21 protein-coding genes and 1 pseudogene are annotated in these 20,735 nt (G+C 71.1%); 13 read left to right on the top strand and 9 right to left on the bottom strand.

Annotation, left to right across the window (positions count from 1 at the left end; genetic code table 11):
* The first annotated feature begins 101 nt into the window (after positions 1-101).
* Positions 102-1,103, top strand: a complete 1,002-nt coding sequence (locus IZR02_RS14945; RefSeq protein ID WP_025105375.1) for a LacI family DNA-binding transcriptional regulator — start codon at positions 102-104, stop codon at positions 1,101-1,103.
* An 8-nt stretch (positions 1,104-1,111) separates the two neighbouring features.
* On the opposite strand, the gene IZR02_RS14950 is transcribed toward IZR02_RS14945, so the two are convergent.
* From IZR02_RS14950 to IZR02_RS14960, 3 genes are read right to left on the bottom strand one after another with little or no spacing between them, the layout of a single operon-like run.
* Positions 1,112-1,531: an RbsD/FucU family protein gene (locus IZR02_RS14950; RefSeq protein ID WP_025105374.1), complete on the bottom strand. Its 420-nt coding sequence runs from the start codon at positions 1,529-1,531 to the stop codon at positions 1,112-1,114.
* Between the two features lie 25 nt (positions 1,532-1,556).
* The gene (locus tag IZR02_RS14955) at positions 1,557-2,525 is read right to left on the bottom strand and encodes an aldo/keto reductase (RefSeq protein WP_025105373.1); all 969 of its coding nucleotides are present in this window, start codon (positions 2,523-2,525) and stop codon (positions 1,557-1,559) included.
* The gene (locus IZR02_RS14960) at positions 2,512-3,807 is read right to left on the bottom strand and encodes an L-fuconate dehydratase (protein WP_025105372.1); all 1,296 of its coding nucleotides are present in this window, start codon (positions 3,805-3,807) and stop codon (positions 2,512-2,514) included. Before IZR02_RS14960 ends, IZR02_RS14955 begins: the two co-directional genes overlap by 14 nt.
* A gap of 123 nt (positions 3,808-3,930) precedes the next feature.
* Here IZR02_RS14960 and IZR02_RS14965 point away from each other — a divergent pair, with 123 nt between their 5' ends.
* Together IZR02_RS14965 and IZR02_RS14970 are read left to right on the top strand one after the other, a co-directional pair.
* Positions 3,931-4,791 (top strand): fumarylacetoacetate hydrolase family protein, encoded by an 861-nt coding sequence (locus IZR02_RS14965; RefSeq protein ID WP_025105371.1) that lies wholly within the window; start codon positions 3,931-3,933, stop codon positions 4,789-4,791.
* Positions 4,773-5,564 carry an SDR family NAD(P)-dependent oxidoreductase gene (locus IZR02_RS14970; protein ID WP_051582292.1) on the top strand — a complete coding sequence of 264 codons (792 nt, stop codon included), beginning with the start codon at positions 4,773-4,775 and terminating at the stop codon, positions 5,562-5,564. Before IZR02_RS14965 ends, IZR02_RS14970 begins: the two co-directional genes overlap by 19 nt.
* 332 nt (positions 5,565-5,896) lie before the next feature.
* Here the strand turns inward: IZR02_RS14970 and IZR02_RS14975 are convergent, their stop codons facing one another.
* A complete protein-coding gene (locus IZR02_RS14975) occupies positions 5,897-6,796 on the bottom strand; it encodes an amidohydrolase family protein (protein ID WP_025105369.1) in 900 nt (299 codons plus the stop codon).
* A gap of 47 nt (positions 6,797-6,843) precedes the next feature.
* On the opposite strand from IZR02_RS14975, the gene IZR02_RS14980 reads away from it, so the two are divergent.
* Positions 6,844-7,521 (top strand): FadR/GntR family transcriptional regulator, encoded by a 678-nt coding sequence (locus tag IZR02_RS14980; RefSeq protein ID WP_025105368.1) that lies wholly within the window; start codon positions 6,844-6,846, stop codon positions 7,519-7,521.
* Positions 7,522-7,525: 4 nt separating this feature from the next.
* Here the strand turns inward: IZR02_RS14980 and IZR02_RS14985 are convergent, their stop codons facing one another.
* Positions 7,526-8,188: a transaldolase family protein gene (locus IZR02_RS14985; protein ID WP_025105367.1), complete on the bottom strand. Its 663-nt coding sequence runs from the start codon at positions 8,186-8,188 to the stop codon at positions 7,526-7,528.
* A 118-nt stretch (positions 8,189-8,306) separates the two neighbouring features.
* On the opposite strand from IZR02_RS14985, the gene IZR02_RS14990 reads away from it, so the two are divergent.
* The 5 genes and pseudogenes from IZR02_RS14990 to IZR02_RS15010 all read left to right on the top strand — a co-directional run bounded on the left by IZR02_RS14990 (position 8,307) and on the right by IZR02_RS15010 (position 12,165).
* Positions 8,307-9,269 (top strand): ribokinase, encoded by a 963-nt coding sequence (locus IZR02_RS14990; RefSeq protein WP_025105366.1) that lies wholly within the window; start codon positions 8,307-8,309, stop codon positions 9,267-9,269.
* A gap of 14 nt (positions 9,270-9,283) precedes the next feature.
* The gene (rbsD, locus tag IZR02_RS14995) at positions 9,284-9,688 is read left to right on the top strand and encodes a D-ribose pyranase (protein WP_025105365.1); all 405 of its coding nucleotides are present in this window, start codon (positions 9,284-9,286) and stop codon (positions 9,686-9,688) included.
* Entirely contained in the window at positions 9,688-10,500 is an 813-nt protein-coding gene (locus IZR02_RS15000) for a GntR family transcriptional regulator (protein ID WP_025105364.1), read from the top strand. Before rbsD ends, IZR02_RS15000 begins: the two co-directional genes overlap by 1 nt.
* Before the next feature lie 70 nt (positions 10,501-10,570).
* Positions 10,571-11,628 (top strand): annotated as a pseudogene (locus tag IZR02_RS15005) (PLP-dependent cysteine synthase family protein).
* 21 nt (positions 11,629-11,649) lie between these two features.
* The gene (locus IZR02_RS15010; protein ID WP_025105362.1) at positions 11,650-12,165 is read left to right on the top strand and encodes a glycine cleavage system protein R; all 516 of its coding nucleotides are present in this window, start codon (positions 11,650-11,652) and stop codon (positions 12,163-12,165) included.
* Between the two features lie 104 nt (positions 12,166-12,269).
* Here IZR02_RS15010 and IZR02_RS15015 read toward each other — a convergent pair whose 3' ends face one another.
* Complete coding sequence (locus IZR02_RS15015; protein ID WP_025105361.1) at positions 12,270-12,947, bottom strand: FadR/GntR family transcriptional regulator; 678 nt, start codon at positions 12,945-12,947, stop codon at positions 12,270-12,272.
* Between the two features lie 166 nt (positions 12,948-13,113).
* Between IZR02_RS15015 and IZR02_RS15020 the strand changes: the two genes are divergently transcribed.
* Genes IZR02_RS15020 through IZR02_RS15035 form a run of 4 tightly spaced genes read left to right on the top strand, consistent with a single transcriptional unit; the run spans position 13,114 to position 17,591 of the window.
* Positions 13,114-14,349, top strand: coding sequence for an aminotransferase class V-fold PLP-dependent enzyme (locus tag IZR02_RS15020; RefSeq protein ID WP_025105360.1), 1,236 nt, complete (start codon positions 13,114-13,116; stop codon positions 14,347-14,349).
* Between the two features lie 60 nt (positions 14,350-14,409).
* Positions 14,410-15,723: an ABC transporter substrate-binding protein gene (locus IZR02_RS15025; RefSeq protein ID WP_025105359.1), complete on the top strand. Its 1,314-nt coding sequence runs from the start codon at positions 14,410-14,412 to the stop codon at positions 15,721-15,723.
* A 3-nt stretch (positions 15,724-15,726) separates the two neighbouring features.
* Positions 15,727-16,674, top strand: coding sequence for a carbohydrate ABC transporter permease (locus tag IZR02_RS15030; RefSeq protein WP_025105358.1), 948 nt, complete (start codon positions 15,727-15,729; stop codon positions 16,672-16,674).
* Positions 16,671-17,591 (top strand): carbohydrate ABC transporter permease, encoded by a 921-nt coding sequence (locus tag IZR02_RS15035; protein ID WP_025105357.1) that lies wholly within the window; start codon positions 16,671-16,673, stop codon positions 17,589-17,591. Before IZR02_RS15030 ends, IZR02_RS15035 begins: the two co-directional genes overlap by 4 nt.
* Positions 17,592-17,657: 66 nt before the next feature.
* On the opposite strand, the gene IZR02_RS15040 is transcribed toward IZR02_RS15035, so the two are convergent.
* From IZR02_RS15040 to IZR02_RS15050, 3 genes are read right to left on the bottom strand one after another with little or no spacing between them, the layout of a single operon-like run.
* Entirely contained in the window at positions 17,658-18,671 is a 1,014-nt protein-coding gene (locus IZR02_RS15040; RefSeq protein ID WP_025104844.1) for an aldo/keto reductase family protein, read from the bottom strand.
* Positions 18,672-18,723: 52 nt separating this feature from the next.
* On the bottom strand, positions 18,724-19,221 hold the full coding sequence (locus IZR02_RS15045; RefSeq protein WP_025104845.1) for a hypothetical protein: 498 nt from the start codon (positions 19,219-19,221) through the stop codon (positions 18,724-18,726).
* 9 nt (positions 19,222-19,230) lie between these two features.
* Positions 19,231-20,724, bottom strand: coding sequence for a PLP-dependent aminotransferase family protein (locus tag IZR02_RS15050; protein ID WP_025104846.1), 1,494 nt, complete (start codon positions 20,722-20,724; stop codon positions 19,231-19,233).
* Positions 20,725-20,735 lie beyond the last annotated feature (11 nt).

Here is a 20,735-nt window from a genome sequence, read left to right on the forward strand (position 1 = left end):
CCATCCGTCGGGGTGTCAAGAACTTTCTTGGCACGTTACAACTGGTCCGCTAGCCTGGGCCTCATCCGGCCGCGCCTGCGGTCCATCGCCGAAGGAGGCCCATGTCCGCGAGCGTGAAGGATGTCGCGGCTCTCGCGGGGGTCTCGGCATCGACCGTGTCGAACTACCTCAACCACCCGCACGTCCTCGGGGCCGCCAGCCGGGAGCGGGTGCGGGCGGCGATCGCCGAGCTCGGCTTCGTGCCGAACGAGTCGGCCCGCCAACTCCGCGCAGGATCGAGCAAGGCCCTCGCCCTCATCCTCCTCGACGCCTGGCTGCCCTACTTCAACGACCTGTCCCGCGGCGTCGACGACGTGGCCCGTGAGGGCGGCTGGTCGCTCTTCTTCAGCGACAGCGCCCGCGATGCCGCTCGCGAAGAGCAGAACATCGACATGTTCGAGGCCCACCGGGTGCAGGGCATCGTGATCTACCCACGCGGCGATGTCGTGCCACGGCTGGAACAGCTCGCTACCCGCGGGATCCGCTCGGTGGTCGTCGGCCCCATCCGGGATTCGCCTTCCGTCGCCGCGGTCACCTTCGACGACCGCGGCGGCGGACGCCTGGCCGGGGAGCACCTGCTCTCCCTCGGCCGTCGCCGCATCCTGTTCCTCGGAGCCCCGACGGTGAGCCAGTCGAACGATCGTCTCGCCGGGCTGCGCGACGCGGTGGCGGGGACCGACGCCCGCGTCTCCGTCCTCGACGTCGAGCATCTCACGACCGAAGACGGCCTCCGGGCCGGGGCGCACCTGGCGGAGCTTCCCGCGGAGGAGCGCCCGGACGCGGTCTTCGCCGCGAACGACGGGGTGGCCCTCGGTGTGCTGACGCAGCTGCTCCGCCACGGCATCCGGGTGCCGGAGGAGATCGCCCTCGTCGGGTTCGACGACGTGGCCGCCGCACACCAGGGCGTGGTGCCGCTGACGAGCGTCCGGCAGCCCGGCTACGAGATCGGTCGCGCCGCCGGGGCCGCGCTGCTGCAGCTCCTCGCCGATCCGACCGCCGCGCCTCCGGCGCCCACGCCGTTCCCCGCCGAGCTCATCGTGCGGGAGTCGACCGTCGGGCGCTGAACCCCGGGTCAGGCCGAGGGGTGGCCGACCACGCCCTTTCGGAGGAGCGCGTTGCCGTACTTCCGCGTCTCTCCCGTGCGCACCATCAGATACGCCTCCTTCGCCACCTCGTAGTACGCGAAGCGCTCGACGAAGCGCGTGGTGTCGAGTTCCGTGCCGGCGGCGGCCATGAGTTCGCGCTGCACGTCCAGCACCTCGCCGTCGGCAGAGGTCATCAGATCGATGCCCGGCGCGTCGTCGAGCGGCAGCACGCTGCGGATGGCCGCGACGACCTCGGGCGTGGTGGTGCCGGGAAGATCGACCACGCGCGCCCCGAGACCCCAGGCCGGGAAGTGCGCGTCGGCGACGACCACGGCGTCAGAGTGCCCCATCCGGTCGAGATGCAGCAGCAGCTCCCCGGTCAGCAGCGGGTGGATTCCTTCGAGCACGGCGGCTCCTCTCGGTGGATGGAGGTCAGACGGCGGGGATCAGGCCCTCGGCCGCGAGGTTCTCCCACAGGGCCGACGGGATCTCCCGGGCAGCGTACTCCGCGTTCTCCCGGAGCTGCGCCGGGCGACTGCCGCCGACCACCACGGAGCGCACCACGTCGGACTGGAGCGGGAACCGGATCGCCGCGGCCGGCAGGGGCACGTCGTGATCGGCGCACACCGCAGCGATGCGCACGAGGCGGTCCCACAGCTCGTCGGGGAGCTGTCCGTACTCGTACCGGCCGTCCCTCCGCGGCTCGTTCGCCGCGAGGAGTCCGGAGTTGAACACCGACGCCGCGACGATCCCCGTCCCGGTCTCGCGGCACGCGGGCAGCACGTCGACCGCGGCGGGCTGCTCCAGCAGCGTGTACCGACCGGCCACCATCACGAGGTCGAGGTCGGCGGAGCGCACGGATGCCGCGAGGGCGTCCGACACCATCGACCCGATGCCGATCGCGGTCACCTCGCCGTCCGCGCGCAGCTGCTCCAGGGCAGGAAGAGCCTCGGCGAGCGCGAGGTCGAGGTCGTGCCGCTCCGGGTCGTGCAGATAGAGAAGGTCGATGCGCTCGATGCCGAGCCGCTCGCGGGACTCGTCCAGGCTCGTCCGGATGCCGTCCGCCGAGAAATCCCACACGCGCTGGAGGTCGTCCGGCACGTGGAAGTCGTTCGCGGTGTCGAGGCCGCCGGCGTGGTCGGGGTTCGGGCGCAGCAGCCGGCCGACCTTGGTCGAGAGCACGTACTCGTCCCGCGGCTTGGTCTGCAGGAAGGCACCCAGACGACGCTCGGAGAGCCCGAGGCCGTAGTGCGGAGCGGTGTCGTAGAAGCGGATGCCGCTCTCCCACGCCGCGTCCAGCACCGCCCACGCGTCGTCGTCGGACAGCTCACGGAAGAGGTTGCCGACGTTCGCGGCACCGTAGCCGAGGGTCGGGACGGTCAGGCGGTCAGGCGTGGACATGCGCACCCGTCCAGGTGTACTCCGCGATGCTGTCGGCCCTCATCTCCATGCCCGTGCCCGGTGCGGTGGGAGCCATGTAGGAGCCGCCCTGGATGTCGGTCGGCACGACGAAGTGCTCGTGCAGGTGGTCGACGAACTCGATCAGGCGGCCCTCGCGGGTGCCGGAGACGGCGACGAAATCGAACATCGACAGGTGCTGCACGGCCTCGCACAGCCCGACGCCGCCGGCATGCGGGCACACCGGCACGTCAAACTTCGCCGCGAGCAGCAGGTTGGCGATGTTCTCGTTGACTCCCGCGACGCGGACGGCGTCGATCTGCATGACCGAGATCGCGTCGGCCTGCAGGAGCTGCTTGAAGATCATCCGGTTCTGCGCGTGCTCACCGGTGGCAACCCGGATGGGCGCGACGCCGCGGGCGATCTCGGCGTGGCCGAGGATGTCGTCGGGGCTCGTGGGCTCCTCGATCCAGGCGGGGTCGAACTCGGCGAGCGCGTTCACCCATTCGATCGCCTCGGACACCTCCCAGCGCTGGTTCGCGTCGATCGCGATGGGGAAGTCCGGGCCGCACACCTCGCGCGCCTTGCGGAAGCGGCGGATGTCGTCGTCGAGGTCGGCACCGACCTTGAGCTTGATCTGCGTGAAGCCGTCGGCCATGGCCTCGCGGGCGAGGCGCTCGAGCTTCTCGTCGGAGTAGCCGAGCCAGCCGGGGCTGGTCGTGTAGCCGGGGTAGCCGGTGGCGAGGAGCTGCTGCTCGCGCTCGGCCCGGCCGGGCTCCGCCGCGCGCAGGATCTCCAGCGCCTCCTCGCGGGTGAGGGCGTTGGTGAGGTAGCGGAAGTCGACGAGATCGACGAGCTCCTCCGGGGTCATCCGGGCGAGCAGCTGCCAGAGCGGCAGGCCCGCGCGCTTGGCCTTGATGTCCCACAGCGCGTTGACGACCGCGCCGATGGCCATGTGCATGACGCCCTTCTCCGGGCCCAGCCAGCGGAGCTGCGAGTCGCCGATGATCTCGCGGAACGTGCCGCCCATGTCGTCGAGCAGCGGCTCGATCTCACGCCCGACGAGGTGCCCGGCGAGCGCGTCGATGGCGGCGACCTGCACGTCGTTGCCGCGGCCGATCGTGAAGACGAAGGCGTGCCCCTCGATGCCGTCGCCGGCGTCCGTGCGGACGATGACGTACGCGGCGGAGTAGTCGGGGTCCGGGTTCATCGCGTCGGAGCCGTCCAGGCTCAGCGACGTGGGGAAGCGGATGTCGGTGGTGTCGAGGGCGACGATACGGCTCACGGGGTTCCTCTCCATGCGCGGGTCATTCTTCCGCGCGGATCTCTTGGAGTGTAAACATCCGATGTCTATACTGTCAACGAGACCGGCCGCTGAGCAGCGGCCTCCCGAACGATCAGGAGAATCATGAAGTTCGCGCGGCTCGGCACCCCGGGGGCGGAGATCCCCGTCCTCCTGGAGGGTGACCGCTACCTCGACCTCCGCCCGGTGACATCCGATGTCAACGGCGACTTCCTTGCGGGAGACTTCGTCGCCCGCGTCGCCGCCGCCCGCGACGCCGGGGAGCTCTCCGAGCTGCCGGACGCCGCGACGATGCGCATCGGCGCCCCGATCGCCCGCCCGAGCGCGGTGATCTGCATCGGGATGAACTACGCCGCCCACGCCGCGGAGTCGGGGTCGGAGCCGCCGACCATCCCCATCATCTTCCTCAAGACCCCCAACACCGTCGTCGGCCCGAACGACACCGTGACGATCCCGCGCGGGAGCGAGAAGACCGACTGGGAGGTCGAGCTCGGCATCGTCATCGGCACACGCACGGCCTACCTCGACTCCCCGGAGGAGTCGATGGCGCACGTCGCCGGCTTCGTCGCCGCGAACGACGTGTCGGAGCGCGACTTCCAGATGGCGGTCTCCGGCGGGCAGTGGTCGAAGGGCAAGATCGCCTTCGGCTTCAACCCCACAGGTCCGTGGCTGGTCACGCCGGACGAGGTCGACCACCAGGCGCTCGGCCTCCGCAGCTTCGTGAACGGCGAGCCGCGACAGGACTCGAACACGAGCGACATGATCTTCACGGTCGAGCAGATCGTGCACCACCTGTCGCAGTACGTGACGCTCGAGCCCGGTGATCTGATCCTCACCGGCACCCCGCAGGGCGTGGCCCTGTCCGGCAAGTACCCCTACCTGGCGGCGGGCGACGTGGTCGAGATCGAGATCGACGGCCTCGGCCGCCAGCGCCAGGACTTCATCGCATGGGAGGCAGAGAAGTGACCCTTCGACAGGCTCAGGGACCCGACGGCGGCACGGAAGGACTCGTGGCCATCGTCACCGGTGGCGCCTCCGGCATCGGCGCGGCGATCGCCGACCGTCTGCACGCGGACGGCGTCACCGTCGCGGTCCTCGACCGCGACACCACCCACGCCGACGAGCGCTTCGCCGCGTTCACCGCCGACGTCTCCGACCGCGCGAGCGTGGACGCCGCCGTCGCCGCCGTCGCCGAGCGCTTCGGCCGCATCGACATCGTCGTCAACAACGCCGGCATCGGCGCACAGGGCGACATCGCCGCGAACGACGACGACGAGTGGGCCCGCGTCCTCTCCATCAACGTCACCGGCATCGCACGGGTGACGTCGGCGGCACTGCCCTGGCTGCGGAAGTCCCCGGCCGCCGCGGTGTGCAACACGGCCTCGATCGCCTCGACCACCGGGCTCCCGCAGCGGGCCCTTTACTCCGCGTCGAAGGGCGCCGTGTCGGCTCTGACCCGCGCGATGGCCGCCGACCACCTGCGCGAGGGCATCCGCGTCAATGCGGTCAACCCCGGCACGGCGGACACGCCCTGGGTCGGACGACTGCTCGACTCCGCGGCCGACCCCGCCGCCGAGCGGGCCGCGTTGGAGACACGACAGCCCCACGGACGCCTGGTGAGCCCCGACGAGGTCGCCGCCGCGGTGGCCTACCTCGTGAGTCCCGCCGCGGGCTCCACCACGGGCACCTTCATCGAGGTCGACGGGGGGATGGCGCAGCTCCGCCTCCGCCCCGAGTGACCCGATCTCCCCGACGGCCCGGTGTCACCCCGCGAGACCCCGGGCCGTCCCCGTCCCGTCCCGCCGTTCCGCCCCCAGCCGGGATCAATTCCGCTCCCCCATCCCGTCCCGCACGCCCCTTTCTCATCCCGCACGCCGCCTCGCCGCGCCGGCGGGATCAGAATCGCTCCTCGATGCGGCTGCCGCGGGCCGCTTCCCATCCCGCACGCCCCGAGGCGCCCTGGAGGGACGACCGTGAGCGGCACGGCACCCATCCGGCCGGGATCAGAAACGGGCCCGGACGGGGCTCCGGAGGTGGCATATCGCACTCCCCCGCGTAAGGGGGCGGGGGGTTAGAGGGAGTAGACGGAGGTGGCGGTGGCGTGGAAGAGGGCGTCGTGATCGATGCCGCGGGAGGAGGCCCACGTCGCCACGGCGTCGGCCCAGCGGCTGCGGGCGGACGGCTGATACACCGGCGCACCGTCGGCGGGAGCGTGCGGGCCGTCATGCTCGACGGGGCCGACCGCCGACACGGGCCAGTCGCTCCCCCACATCAGGCGCTCGGGACCGAAGACGTCGGCCGCGGTGTCGAGGAAGGGTTCGAGCTGCGCGAGGCTCCAGTCCCCTCCGGCCTCCGCGGGCAGTCCGGACACCTTGCAGAACACCCCGGGGTGTCGCGCGAGCTCGGCGAGGTCCCGCTCCCACTCCACCGAGGGCGTGCGCGGAGCAGAAGCCGTCCCGACCTCCGGCTTGCCCAGGTGGTCGAGCACGATCCGCAGCTCGGGGATCGCGCCCGACAGTCGTGCGAGGTCCGGGAGCTGCGCGGCACGCACGCACGCGTCGAAGGTCCACCCGTGCGCCGCGACCTCCCGGGCTCCGGTGATGAAGGCCGACGAGAGCATCACGCCGTCCGGCTCCCCCTGCAGGAGGTGACGCACCCCGACCACCAGGGGCTCCGCGGTGAGACTCTCCAGGTGCACCGTGGTGTCGGTACCGCGATCGAGCCGAGCGCCGGCGACGATGCCGACCACCCCGAGCCGCTCCGCCTGCCCGGCCACCCACCGCACCTCCGCGAGGAAGTCATCCTCGATGGTCTCGGCCTGCACGAACACGGCCCGCTCGTCCGTGGCCCGCTCCACCCGCGCACGCTCGAGCTCGTCGGCGCCGAAGCGCCCCGCGAGCGGTCCTTCGAGCCACGTGTACCCGAGGGCTTCCGGGTCCCACAGGTGCAGGTGCGAGTCGAGGATGCGCATGTCCCCATCCTGCCGCAGACATCGGATGTTGTGCGAGGATGAGCGCCATGGCAGTCACGGACGAGGCGATCGAGAAGATCAAGGCGATGATCGTGTCGGGCGAACTGGCCCCCGGCGATCGCCTGCCCCCGGAGAAGGAGCTGTCCGAGCGCCTCGGCCTCTCCCGCAACTCCATGCGCGAGGCGGTCAAGGCACTGGAGGTCATCCGCGTGCTCGACGTACGCCGCGGCGACGGCACCTACGTCACGAGCCTGGAGCCGCACCTGCTGCTGGAGGCGATCGCCTTCGTCGTGGACATGCACGACGACGACTCGATGCTGGAGATGTTCGCCGTCCGCCGGATGCTCGAATCGCAGGCCACCGGTCTCGCGGCGACCCTCGGCACGGACGAGGCGATCGCGGCCCTGCAGGAGGAGGTAGAGGCCGTCGACGCGTCCGTCGGGATCGAGGAGCTCGTCGACCACGACATCCGCTTCCACCGCGAGATCGTGGGCATGGCGGGCAACGCCTACCTCGCGAGCCTCATCGAGCACCTGAGCAGCCAGACGGTCCGGGCGCGCGTGTGGCGGGGTCTCACGGAGGGCGGCGCCGTGGAGCGCACCCTGTCGGAGCACCGCGCCATCGCCGATGCCATCGCCCAGCGCGACTCGGCGCTGGCGACCTCCCTCGCCACGGCCCACATCGCGGGTGTCGAACGGTGGCTGCGGCAGGCCGCGTCGGCTTGAGCCGTCAGGCCCCGAGGCGCTGCATCGCGGCGTCGAACTCCGCTGCCGAGCTGTCGCTCACCTCGTGGAACAGCAGCTGGTCGAGCACGTCGGGCGCGGCGGTGAAGTAGGGCACCCCGGCTGCGCGCAGCCCCGTGATGTCGTCGGCGGAGCGCAGGGAGGCGGCGAGGACGTTGGAGCCGCTGCCCGCGCACATCTCCTGCATCCGGGCGATGAGCGCGTCGCCGTCCATGCCCGCGTCGCGCATGCGTCCGAGGTAGGGCGCGATGTACTGGGCGCCGATCGAGGCGCACGCGAGCGCCTGCGCGACGGAGTAGACCGCCGTGACGAGGACCGTGGCCCCGTCGCGGACGAGGGCCGAGGCCGCCGCGAAACCCGCTGCGGTCGCGGGCACCTTGACCGCCACCCGGTCGCCGAGCGCGCGGATGCCCTCCGCGTTCCGGAGGAAGGAGTCCGTGTCGCCGCCCCACGTCTGGAAGAAGACCTCCCGTGCTCCCTCGTCCACCCAGCGGGCATAGAGGTCGGGGATCTCCGCGGCCGTCCGCCCGCCGCGCTCGAGGATCGTGGGGTTCGTCGTGACGCCGTGCACCACCCCGGCGGAGAGCAGCCGCGAGACGCGGTCGGTGTCGGCGCTGTCGACGTACAGGCGGGGGGCGATCGCGGTCATCGGGGTCTCCTCGCGGGCAACCTGTCATTACAGGTGGGGCTTCGGCTAATGTAATGACAGCTCCCGAACCTTGTCAAAGACCGGGAGCCCCGCGCTGTCGAGGAGGATCAGGAGCGAGATGACACCCGCACACCCCGGCGACCGCTCCGGCGTCGTCATCGTCGGCAGCGTGACGGCCGACGTCACGACCTTCTCCCAGCGGCTCCCCGCCCGCGGCGAGACCATCCTCGGCGACGAGTTCACGCTGATGCTCGGCGGCAAGGGCGCGAACCAGGCCGTCGCGGCCGGGCGCTCCGGCGCCCGCACGAGCTTCGTCGGCTGCGTCGGCGACGACCTGTTCCACGACCTCGTGGTGGACGGGCTCACCGCGGCCGGCGTCGACCTCGCGCACCTGCGTACCGTGCCGGGCCCCACCGGCATCGCGCACATCCGCGTCGACGCCTCCGCGCAGAACGACATCGTCATGGTGCCGCTCGCCAACGCCGCCCTCAGCACGGCGCAGATCGACGAGGCCCTCGCGGCTCTCGCCCCGACGACCTCCGTCCTGCTCACCCAGCTCGAAACCCCGTCCGCGCTGACCGCGCACATCACCGCGCGCGGTCGCGAGCACGGGATGACCGTGATCCTCGATCCGGCACCGGCGGCGGATCTGGCACCGGAGATCTGGCGCAGCATCGACATCGTCACCCCGAACGAGACCGAGGCGTCGCTCATCAGCGGCATCGAGGTGACCGACGCCGCCTCCGCCGAGCGCGCCGGGCACTGGTTCCTGGAGCAGGGCGTGGGCGCCGCGGTCATCACCCTGGCCGGGCAGGGGTCGTGCGTCGTCACCACCGAAGGCGCCACCGTCGTCCCGCCGTTCCCCGTGGAGGCGGTCGACACCACCGCCGCGGGCGACGCCTACGCCGGCTACCTCGGTGCCGCGCTCGCGAGCGGAGCGGCCCTCACCGATGCGGTGCGGCTGGCGACCGCCGCGGGCGCCCTCACCGTCACGAAGCAGGGGGCGTCGCCGAGCCTCCCCCACCGCGCCGACGTCGAGGCCTTCCTCGCCGCGCGCACCGCGGCCCCCGTCGCGAACTGAACCAGGAGCACACGATGCGCAAGACCTCGACCACGATCAACCCCGCGCTCTCCCGCGTCATCAGCGAGACCGGGCACACCGATCTGATCGTCGTGACGGACGCCGGGCTGCCGATCCCGCCGGGCTCCGAGCGCATCGACCTCGCCTACCGTCCCGGCGCTCCCGCGTTCCTCGACGTGCTCGACACGGTGCTCGCGGAGCTCGTGGTCGAGGGGGCGACGGTGTCGGCCGAGGTCGCCGAGAAGAGCCCGGAGGTGCTCGACGCCCTGCGCGAGCGCTTCGCCGACGCAGGCTTCGAGATCGAGCTCGTCCCGCACGTCGAGTTCAAGGAGCGCACCCACGCCGCCCGCGCCTTCGTGCGCTCGGGGGAGTTCACCCCGTATGCGAACGTGATCCTGCACGCGGGGGTGGCGTACTGATGTCTCTCATCGAGGATGCGATCGACCGCCACAGCGCGGCGCCGATGTACGACCAGCTCCGGCAGCTCATCATCGACGGCATCGCCCGCGACGGTCTGCAGCCGGGCGATCCCCTCCCCGGCGAGCACCGGCTGTGCGAGCGCTACGGCATCTCCCGCACGGTCGTGCGCCAGGCGCTCGCCCAGCTCGAGCACGAGGGACTCGTCGAGCGCGTGAAGGGCAAGGGTACGTTCGTCTCCCGCCCGCGCACGAGCGAGAGTCTCGTGCACACGCTCGTCGGGCTGTACGACGACGTCGAGCGGCGCGGCGGCCACGTGCACAGCGACGTCCTCCGGCACGAGCAGACCGTCGCGGACGAGGAGGTCGCCCTCGCCCTCGAGGTGCCGGTCGGATCGCCGGTGATCGTGCTGGAGCGGCTGCGGCACGTCGACGGCGAGCCCTGGTCGCTCTCGACCACGTGGATGCCGGAGGCGGTGGGGGCGGTGACGCTCGGCGCCGACCTCACCGAGGCGTCGCTGTACCGGCTGCTCGCCGACCACGGCATCATCGCCACGCACGGCGTCCGCTCCGCGGAGGCGACGGTCGCCACGCACGAGCAGGCTCAGCATCTCGGTGTGAGCGCCGGCTCCGCCCTCCTCCGCCTGCGCAGCATCAGCCGCAGCGAGGACGGGCTGCCGATCGAGTACTTCATCGCGTACCACCGCGGCGACCGCTCGCGCTTCGAGTTCCAGCTCCAGCAGGAGCAGTCCCAGGCCTCGCTGATGCACGTGGACGGATCGGGCGGTGCCTCCCCCGCGGGCACGGTGGGCTGAGTCGTCTCGCCCGGGGCGGGCTGTTCTCCCATACCGAGATGACGGTGCCTGCCCCGGTACGCTCGAGGGCATGAGCGACTGGACCAGCACCGCGATCGCCCTGCTGGAAGCCGATGCCAACCGCAGCGCCGACACGCACCTGCACCTGTTCCCGCTGCCGCCGGAGTGGGGCATCGACCTCTACCTCAAGGACGAGTCGGTGCACCCGACCGGCTCGCTCAAGCACCGCCTCGCGCGCTCCCTCCTCCTGTACGGACTCGTCAACGGGCGCATCCGCGAGGACACGACCCTCGTGGAGTCGTCGAGCGGGTCGACGGCGGTGTCGGAGGCCTACTTCGCCCGGATGCTGGGGCTGAAGTTCATCACGGTCGTGCCCCGCTCGACGGTGCAGGAGAAGATCGACCTCATCGAGTTCTACGGCGGCACCTGCCATTTCGTGGATCGCGCGGAGGACATGTCCCCGAGGCGCAGCGCCTGGCGGCGGACTGCACCGGGCACTACCTCGACCAGTTCACCTACGCGGAGCGTGCGACCGACTGGCGCGGCAACAACAACATCGCCGACAGCGTGTTCGGCCAGCTCGCCCAGGAGCGGCATCCGATCCCCCGCTGGATCGTCACGGGTGCCGGCACCGGGGGCACCAGCGCCACGTTCGGCCGCTACGTGAAGTACCGCCGCCATGACACCGGGATCGCCGTCGTCGACCCCGAGGGTTCGGCCTTCTACGACGGCTGGGCGGGCACGGTCGACCCGCCGGCCGGACGGCCGAGCCGCATCGAGGGCATCGGGCGGCCACGGGTGGAGGCCTCCTTCGTACCGTCCGTGATCGACGAGATGATCCAGGTGCCGGACGCGGGCTCCATCGCCGCGATCCGCCTCCTCCGCGAGCGCACCCTGCACTGGGCGGGCGGCTCCACCGGCACGAACCTCTACGGCGCGTTCCAGCTCATCGCCCGGATGCGTGCCGCGGGCGAGACCGGCAGCGTCGTGACCCTGATCTGCGACAGCGGTGTGCGGTACGCCGGCACGTACTACTCGGACGAGTGGGTCGCGCAGCAGGGGTGGGACCTCGCCCCGCACCGTGCGCGGCTGGAGCGATTCCTGGAGACCGGGGTCTGGGCGGAGTGATCCTCGGGTTACGCTGACCCCATGACCACACTCATCCTCACTGTCGCGGGTGCCGATCGTCCGGGCCTCGTGGCCGCCGTCGCCGATGTCGTCGATGCCCATGGCGGCAACTGGGAGAACAGCTCCCTCGCCGAGCTCGCCGGCACGTTCGCGGGTGTCATCGAGGTGTCCGTGCCGACGGAGCGCACGGGGGAGCTCGAGACCGCGCTCCGAGGCATCCAGGGCCAGGGTCTGCTCACGCTCTCGGTGCTCACCGGCACGCCAGGGCCGTCCGAGGACGAGGAGCAGCTGCTCGTGATGCAGGTGCTCGGCAACGACCGCCCCGGCATCGTGCGCGAGGTGTCGGCGGTGCTGAACGCGCATGCCCTGAGCATCGAGGAGCTCACGACCGAGACCCGGGAGGCCGCGATGGCCGGCGGGCGGCTGTTCGAGGCGTCGGTGATCGCGAAGGTCCCGCCGACGGTCGACCTCGACGCCCTGCGTGCCGACCTCGAGCGCCTCGCGTCCGAGATCCAGGTCGACATCACGCTCGGTTGACCCCGTTCGCCGACCCACCCCCTTCGGTGCCGCCCACCCCCTTCCGGACGTCCGAATAGGGCCGGGGCGCACGAAAGAGGGTGGCTCGGCCGGGAAACCAGGAGTCAGAGGCCGGAGTACCGCCGCACCCAGTACTCGGTGTAGGCGACGTGGGCGGACGCGGCGGCCGAGGCGGCCACCGGATCCGCGGCGGCGAGGCCGCGCAGGATCGCGCGGTGGCCGGCGTCGGAGTGGATCTTGAGCTCCGCGGCATCCTCCGGGTCGGAGATCCGGTAGGCACGGGAGCGGGAGCGCAGCACGTCGATCAGGCTCGTCAGGGCCTCGTTGCCCGCGACCGACGAGATCGCCATGTGGAACTCGTGGTCGAGGCGGGACTGCGCCTCGAAGTCCGTCGTCGACTCGATCTCCGTGAGCACCGCGTCGAGCGCAGCCACCGTGTCGTCGTCGATGCGGGCCGCGGCGAGCGCCGCCGCGTGCGGCTCGAGCACCCGTCGGAGCTCCGTCAGCTCCAGCACCCCGGCCATCGGCAGCAGTCCGACCGTGAGGGAGAGACTGCCGATGAGGTCGGCGGCGCGGAGCTCGCTGACGTAGCTGCCGGAACCGTGCCGCGTCTCCAGCACGCCCAGTGCGGCGAGCGTGCGGATGGCTTCGCGCAGCGACCCGCGCGAGACACCGAGCCGTTCGCACAGCTCCCCCTCGCTCGGCAGCCGGTCGCCGGGGCGCAGGGCGCCGTCGGCGATGAGAGCCCGCAGCCCGTGCAGCGCCGTGTCGAGTGCGCTCATCGTCATCCTCTCTGCCACTCCCCCACCCCTCGTGAAGTCTGTCGGACGCCCCCGGCGTCGCAAACTCGTATGACAACTATGTTTCATCTTCGCGGTTTCGTAGCCAAAACCGAAGGCGTGTGGCAAAGTTGTGCAACAACTCGCCCCCACTCACCGATGAGGTCCGATGCCCGCTCCGCAGTTCCCCGCTCCGCTCACGCTGAACTCCGGCCTGCGAGCGCGCGATGCCTGGCCCCTCGACCCGACGGTGATCCACCTCAACCACGGGTCGTTCGGGGCGGTGCCGTCGGTGGTGGTCGCCCATCAGGACGCCCTGCGCCGCCGTGCCGATCTGAGCCCCGTGGAGTGGTTCCCGCGGATCGCGGAGCGGGTGCAGGAGGCGAGGCAGCGGACGGCTCCGTTCGTCGGCGCCCGCGCGGAGGACAGCGTGTTCGTGCCCAACGCCTCCGCCGCGGCCACGGTCGTCTACAACGCCCTCCAGCTCGACAGCGGCGACGAGATCCTCGTGACCGACCAGGGCTACGGGGCCATCACCATGGGCGCCGAGCGTCTCGCCCGCCGGTTCGGCGCCGCCGTCCGCACGGTCGCCCTGCCCCTGCTCGCGGATGACGACGAGATCGTGCAGCTCTTCGCCGACGCCCTCACCCCGCGCACGCGGCTGCTCGTGGTGGACCAGATCACCTCGCCCACCGCCCGCCTGCTGCCCACCCGCCGCATCGCCGACCTCGCGGCCGAGCGCGGCGTGCGCACCCTCGTCGACGGCGCCCACGCCCCCGGCCTCATCCCGGACGCGGCAGCCGTCGCCGGCGGCGACTGGTGGTTCGGGAATCTGCACAAGTGGCCCTGCGCCCCGCGCGGCTCCGCTCTCCTCGTCACCACCGCCCCCGACCGCGATGAGCTCTGGCCGCTGATCGACTCCTGGGCCGCGCGCGAGCCGTATCCCGAGCGCTTCGACACGCAGGGCACGATCGACGCGACGACCTACCTCGCCACCCCCACCGCGATCGAGTTCATCGAGGCGGAGTTCGGATGGGCGGCCGCCCGCGACGCCATGGCCGCGCGTGCCGACGCCGGTGCCGAGCTCATCGCGGAAGCCCTGCGCCCCTTCAGCGACGAGGACCCGCTGACCCCCCTCCCCTCCCCAGTGCCGTCCATGCGACTCATCCGGCTGCCGCTCGGCCTCGGCGCCACCCGCGAGGAGGCCGACGCGCTGCGCATGGACCTCCTCGACGAGGTCGGCGTGGAGACCGCGTTCACGAGCTTCCGGGGCGTCGGCTATTTCCGCCTGTCCGCGCACCTGTACACGGAGGCGTCCGACATCGAGGCGTTCGTCGAGCGCTGCGTCCCCGCGATCCTGCGCCGCGCCGGCATCCGCCCCGCCGACGCCCTCATCCTCCCCTGACCCGCACCACCTCCCGCACGACCCACCCGAACACCACCCACCCCCACCGAGAGGCACATCGTGAAGAACAAGATCTTGACGACCGCAGCCGGAGTCGGCACCGTCGCCGTCCTCGCACTCACCGGCTGCTCCGGAGGCTCCGGCTCATCCGGCGGCGACGGCAGCGTCACCCTCCAGATGGTCGAGAGCCTGACGAACCCGGCGCGTACCGAGCTGCTCCGCGGACTGCTCGACGAGTTCGAGAAGGACAACCCCGACATCACCGTCACCCTGGTCTCCCCGCCCACCGAGCAGGCCGACCAGAAGATCCAGCAGATGCTGCAGTCCGGCAAGGGCGTCGATGTGCTCGAGGTGCGCGACATCACCGTCGGGCCGTTCGCGAACAACGGCTGGCTCTACGACCTCGGTCCCGATCTGAAGAAGTGGGACGGCTGGGACGCCCTGACCGAGAACGCGCAGTCGGCCTCGGTCGCGGAGGACGGCAAGAGCTACTTCGTCCCCTACGGCTTCTACGGCCTGTCGCTGTTCTACCGCACCGACCTCGTCGAGCAGGCCGGCTTCGACGGCCCGCCGCACAGCTGGAAGGATCTGCTGGAGCAGGCGTCGGCGATCCAGGACCCGTCGAACAACATCTACGGGTACGCGTTCCGCGGCGGTCAGAACGCGAACAGCAACGTCGTCGCCGCGATCGAGGCCTACACGATCGATGGCCTCGACACGGAGGACGCGTTCCTCATGGAGGACGGCTCGACGATCTTCGCCGCCCCCGAGGCGCAGGAGGCGGTCGACGACTACTTCGATCTGTTCAAGGAGGCCTCGCCGCCCTCGGCCGTCTCGTGGGGCTACCCCGAGATGGTCGCCGGATTCACGAACGGCACCACGGCCTTCCTCCTGCAGGACCCGGAGGTCATCGCGACGGTGCAGGACTCCTCGCTGACAGAGGACCAGTGGGACACCGCGCCGCTGCTCGTCGGCCCGTCCGGCAAGGCCGCACAGCCCCTCGCCGTCGCCGGCTGGGGTGTCGCGGAGAACAGCGAGCACAAGGAGGCGGCGGTGAAGCTCGTCGAGTTCCTGTCGTCCGCCGAGCCCGCCACCGAGTTCGCGCAGGCGAACAGCCTCGTCCCGATCATCGCGGCCGCCGCGGACGACGAGTTCTACTCCACCGGCCCCTGGACCAGCTACGTCACCATGACCGAGGACCCGGAGACCTACGTCAACGTGCGTCAGCCGCGCGGGGTGAGCTGGTGGACCGAGTGGATCCAGAAGTCCGACCAGGACGTGCAGAGCGTGCTGCTGGGCAACATGTCCACGAAGGACCTCCTCGCCTCGTGGGACGCGTTCTGGACCGAGAAGTACGCCGCGGAGAAGGGTTGATCCGTGGCCCGCACCATCCGTGAAGGGGGCTCCGTCGGCACCGCCGGCGGGGCCTCCCCGGCATCGCGTCGACGCCCGTTCCGGGGGCGCACCGCGCTCACGCTGCTGGCCTTCCTCGCGCCGGCGATCGTCTTCGTCTGCTGGTTCACCTACTGGCCGATGCTGCAGGGCGCCCGCATGGCCTTCCACGACTGGAACCTGTGGGATCTCACGTCGACGCCGTTCGTGGGCTTCGACAACTTCCTCGCCGTCTTCCGCGACCCGGCGTTTCCGACCGTGGCCTGGAACTCCGTGCTCTGGGTGGTCGGCTCGCTCGTGCCGCAGCTTGTGATCGGGTTCCTCATCGCGCTCGCCCTGCGCAAGCGGTTCCGCTTCCGCGGCCTCTACCAGGCGCTGGTGTTCTTCCCGTGGGCGGTGTCCGGCTTCCTCATCGGCATGCTGTTCCGCTGGATGTTCAACGCCGAATTCGGCGTCGTCAACGACCTGCTCATGAAGGCCGGTCTGATCGACGCCCCGCTGCCGTGGCTGGCCGACCCGAAGCTCGCGATGTTCGCCGTGATCGTCGCGAACATCTGGTACGGCGTGACCTTCTTCGCGATCATGATCCTTGCCGCTCTCCAGTCGGTGCCGGACGAGATGCTGGAGGCGGCGAGCCTCGACGGCGCCGGCAAAGTGCGGCAGCTGTTCTCCATCATCATCCCGTACATCTCGATGACGCTGCTGCTGACGATCCTGCTGCGCGTGATCTGGATCTTCAACTTCCCCGACATCATCTACGCGATGACGAACGGCGGCCCGGCCAACCAGACCCACATCATCACGACGTGGATGATCAACTACACGCAGCAGGGCAACTACGGCATCGCGAGCGCCATCGGGCTCATCGTCGTGGCGTTCCTCATGGTGTTCTGCGCGTTCTACCTGATGGCGATGCGGAGAGTGCAGCGATGACCATCACCTCATCCGTCCGGACCGGCTCCTCGGTCACCGAGACCCGTCGCATCACGGTGCCCGACCCGAAGGCCGCCCCGCGCCCCAAGCCCCGCGTCACGGTGGGCGGCGTGGTGCGTCTCGTCGGCCTGGGCCTGTGGCTGCTCATCACGCTGTTCCCGCTGTACTGGATCACGCTCACCGCGTTCAAGTCGCCGGGGACCATCAACCGCTTCCCGATCGAGTACTGGCCGAGCGAGCCCTCGCTGGACAACTTCACGAGCCTGTTCGAGAAGAGCTCCTTCGGGACGTTCCTGGCGAACTCGGCCATCGTGGCGGTGTCGGCCGGCGCGGTGGCGACGCTCATCGCCCTGCTCAGCGCCTACGTGCTGGCGCGGTTCGAGTTCCGCGGCAAGGGCACGGTGCTCATCGCGTTCCTGCTGACGCAGATGATCCCGGCGTTCATCGCCCTCGGACCGCTGTACTCGATGATGACCGACCTGGGACTCGTCGACACCAAGCCCGGCCTCATCCTCGTCTACATCGCGATCTGCATCCCGTTCTCCACGGTCATGCTGCGGGGCTTCTTCGAGAACGTCCCCGATGCGCTCGAAGAGGCGGCGATGATCGACGGCTGCTCCCGCCTGGGCGCGCTGTTCCGGGTGCTCGTGCCGGTGATGACCCCCGGCATCATCGCGGCGTTCATCTTCAACTTCGTGAACTGCTGGAACGAGCTGTTCCTGTCGGTCGTGCTGATGAACACCGATGCGAACCGCACAGTCCCATCGGCGCTGAACGGCTTCATCTCCACGTTCAACATCGACTGGGGCTCCATGAGCGCCGCGGCCGTGCTGACGATCCTCCCGACGATGGTGATGTTCGCCCTCGCCAGCCGCTGGATCGTCCAGGGCCTCACGGCCGGGGCCGTCAAGGAGTAACCCGCCCGAATCGCGCAAATGGTCCCATTCCCGGACGGAATGGGACCATTTGCGCGATTCGAAGGCCTAGACGAGCCGGGACTTCGGCGACACCGAGTACGTGTGCTCGGCGTCGCGGTTGACCGTGTCGCCGAGGGCCTCGTCGATCGCGGTCATCGTGTCGGCGTCGAGCGTCACGCCGGAGGCCTTGACCGTGTCGGCGAGCTGCTCCGGACGGGAGGCGCCGACGAGGGCCGCCGCGACGTTCGGGTTCTGCAGCACCCACGCGATCGCGAGCTGCGGCATCGACAGCCCCGCCTGCTCCGCGATCGGCTTGAGGCGCTGCACCGCGGTGAGGATCTCGTCCTGCAGGAAGCTCTTGATGAAGCCCGCGCCCGAGTTCTGATCCGTGGCCCGCGACCCCTCCGGCACCGGCTGGCCAGGGAGGTACTTCCCGCTCAGCACGCCCTGCGCCATCGGCGACCAGACGATCTGCGAGATGCCGAGCTCCTCCGACGCGGGGACCACCTTGCCCTCGATGACCCGCCACAGCATGGAGTACTGGGGCTGGTTGGAGATGAGCTGGATGCCGAGCTGCTTCGCCAGCGCGTGTCCTTCGCGGAGCTGCTCCGCGGTCCACTCCGAGACGCCGATGTAGAGCGCCTTGCCCTGACGGACCACGTCGGCGAAGGCCTGGAACGTCTCCTCCAGCGGGGTCTCGTAGTCGAAGCGGTGTGCCTGGTAGAGATCGACGTAGTCGGTGCCGAGGCGCTGCAGCGAGCCGTTGATCGACTCCATGATGTGCTTCCGGCTCAGGCCGGTGTCGTTCGGACCCTTGGGGCCGGTCGGGAAGTAGACCTTCGTGAAGATCTCGAGGCTCTCGCGACGCTGGCCCTCCAGAGCCTTGCCGAGCACGACCTCGGCGGCCGTGTTGGCGTAGGTGTCCGCGGTGTCGAACGTGGTGATGCCGGCGTCCAGGGCGGCGTGCACGGTCTTGACCGCGGCGTCGTCCTCGACCTGCGAGGCGTGCGTGACCCAGTTGCCGTACGTGATCTCCGAGACCTTGAGACCGCTGTTACCGAGATAGCGATAGTTGACCATGGACCAACGCTAGTCCCGCCAGCGGACCGGCGGGCCGGATCGACGGTGATCGTCAGGCGGTGGCGGGCGCCGGTCCGCGGCGGCGGGACGTGAGCGCGGCCCCGACCAGCACCCCGACCGCGGCGAGCGCACTGACGGCGTACAGGGGCAGGGCCCACGGGGAGGCATCGGCGCCGCTGATGCCGAAGGTGTCGGCGAGCCCCATGCCCGGGCCGAACGACGCGACGAAGTAGGCCGGAGCCCCGCCCATGAGCAGCGCGAGGAAGGTCATGCCGGCCACCACCGCCGGAGCCCGTGTGAGGAGGCAGACGACGGCCGTCCCGATGGCCAGGCACACCCCCGCACCGAGGATGCCGAGCACGGTCGGCGGCATGAGGCTCTCCCCGGCGTTGGACATCGCGGCCCGGACCTCGTCGAGCGAGAGGTCGCCCGGAGCCGCGGCGAGCGGGTTCAGCACGAGGATCTGCACCGCGGCGAGGGCGGCGTACGCGGTGACGGCGAGCACGCCCGCGACGCAGATCCAGAGGGTGGGACGCGGCACCGGTGTCATGCGGTCACCCTAGGCAGGGCTGCTGAGAGTCTCCCGGTATTCGCGCCAGGCGTCGCCCAGGCGGCGCACCCCTTCGGTGAGCACGTCGTCCGGCGCGGTGAACGGCAGGCGCACGTGGTCGTCCGGAGCGGCGGCCGAGACCGCGAACGCGCCGGTGCCCGCGATCGAGACCCCGTGCGCCGCGGCGACGCGCGCGAGAGCCGATGCGGAGCCCCGAGGCAGCGCCGCCCACAGCGCGAGTCCGCCCCGAGGGGCATCGGAGGTCCAGTCGGGGAGGTGCGCGGCCATCAGCTCCTGCAGCAGGAGGAGCCGCTGCTGGTGCACGCGGCTGTTGGCGCGGCGGAGCTCCGTCGCGTGCGCGATGAGGTCGAGTGCGAGGAGCTGGCCGGGCACGCTCGTGGACTGGTCGGCGAGCTGCCGGGCGCCGCGGAGCCGCCGGACCAGCACCGGGTCGGCCCGCAGCCACCCGATCCGCAGCCCGGCCCAGGCCCACTTCGACACGGATTCGACGACGAGCACCGGGGCGTCCGGCCGCTCCGAGGCGAGCGTGGGCGGGACGACCCCGTCGAACGAGATGCCGGCGACGACGCGATCCTCGATCACGGGAACCCCGTACTGCGCGGCGAGCTCGGCCACGCGGTGGCGCGCCGCCGCGGGCAGCCGCGTCCCCGTCGGGTTCTGGTGGTGCGGGTTGAGCGCGACGAGCACGGGACGCAGCCGGGCCATCGCCTGCTCCAGCGCGTCGACGTCGAGGCCGTCCGCGCCCATCGGCACGCCGTGCACGGTGCCGCCGCGCAGCCCCACGGAGTCGGTCACGCCCGGCCAGGTGATCTCCTCCGCGAGCACGACGTCGCCGGGCTCCACGAGCGCGTTGACGACGAGGCTGATGGCCTGCTGCGCGCCGTGGGTCACGAGGATCTGCTCGGGCGTGGTCGGCGTCCCCTCGGCGCGGTACATGTCGGCGATGAGTTCGCGGAGGGCGGGGAGCCCCGCGGGGTCGGTCTCCGGGAGCAGGGCGAGGTCGAGCCGCGGCTGGTGGTCGCGGATGAGCTGCACACCGAGGTCCGGGATCTGCGGCACCGTGCGGAGCAGGTCGATCGCGTTGGGGAGAGCCGAGAACAGGGCCTCGCCGCGGCCGGGACGGCGGTCCGCCGCGGGGGTCGTCCTCGCCCCCGCGACCGTGGTCCCGCTCCCCTGCCGGCGCTCGACGAGGCCCTGCTCGGCGAGGGACGCATAGGCCGACACGACCGTGCCCCGCGAGACCGCGACCGCCGCGGAGAGGGCGCGTTCGGCAGGCAGGCGGTCGGCGGGACGCAGCTCACCCCCGCCGATCAGGGCGGCGATCGCCGCGGCGAGGCGGGTGGAGAGGGTGCCGTCGCCGTGGGCCCAGCGGCCGAGGCGTGCGGCGAGAGCGCCCGCAGCGACCTCACCGCCCTGCACGAGGGGACCGGGGGCCGATCCGTGGGCCACCGGCGTCGCATTGGCCCTGTCGAGGGTGTCCATGAGAGCCGATT

It is taken from the genome of Microbacterium paraoxydans (assembly GCF_019056515.1).
Classification (GTDB): domain Bacteria; phylum Actinomycetota; class Actinomycetes; order Actinomycetales; family Microbacteriaceae; genus Microbacterium.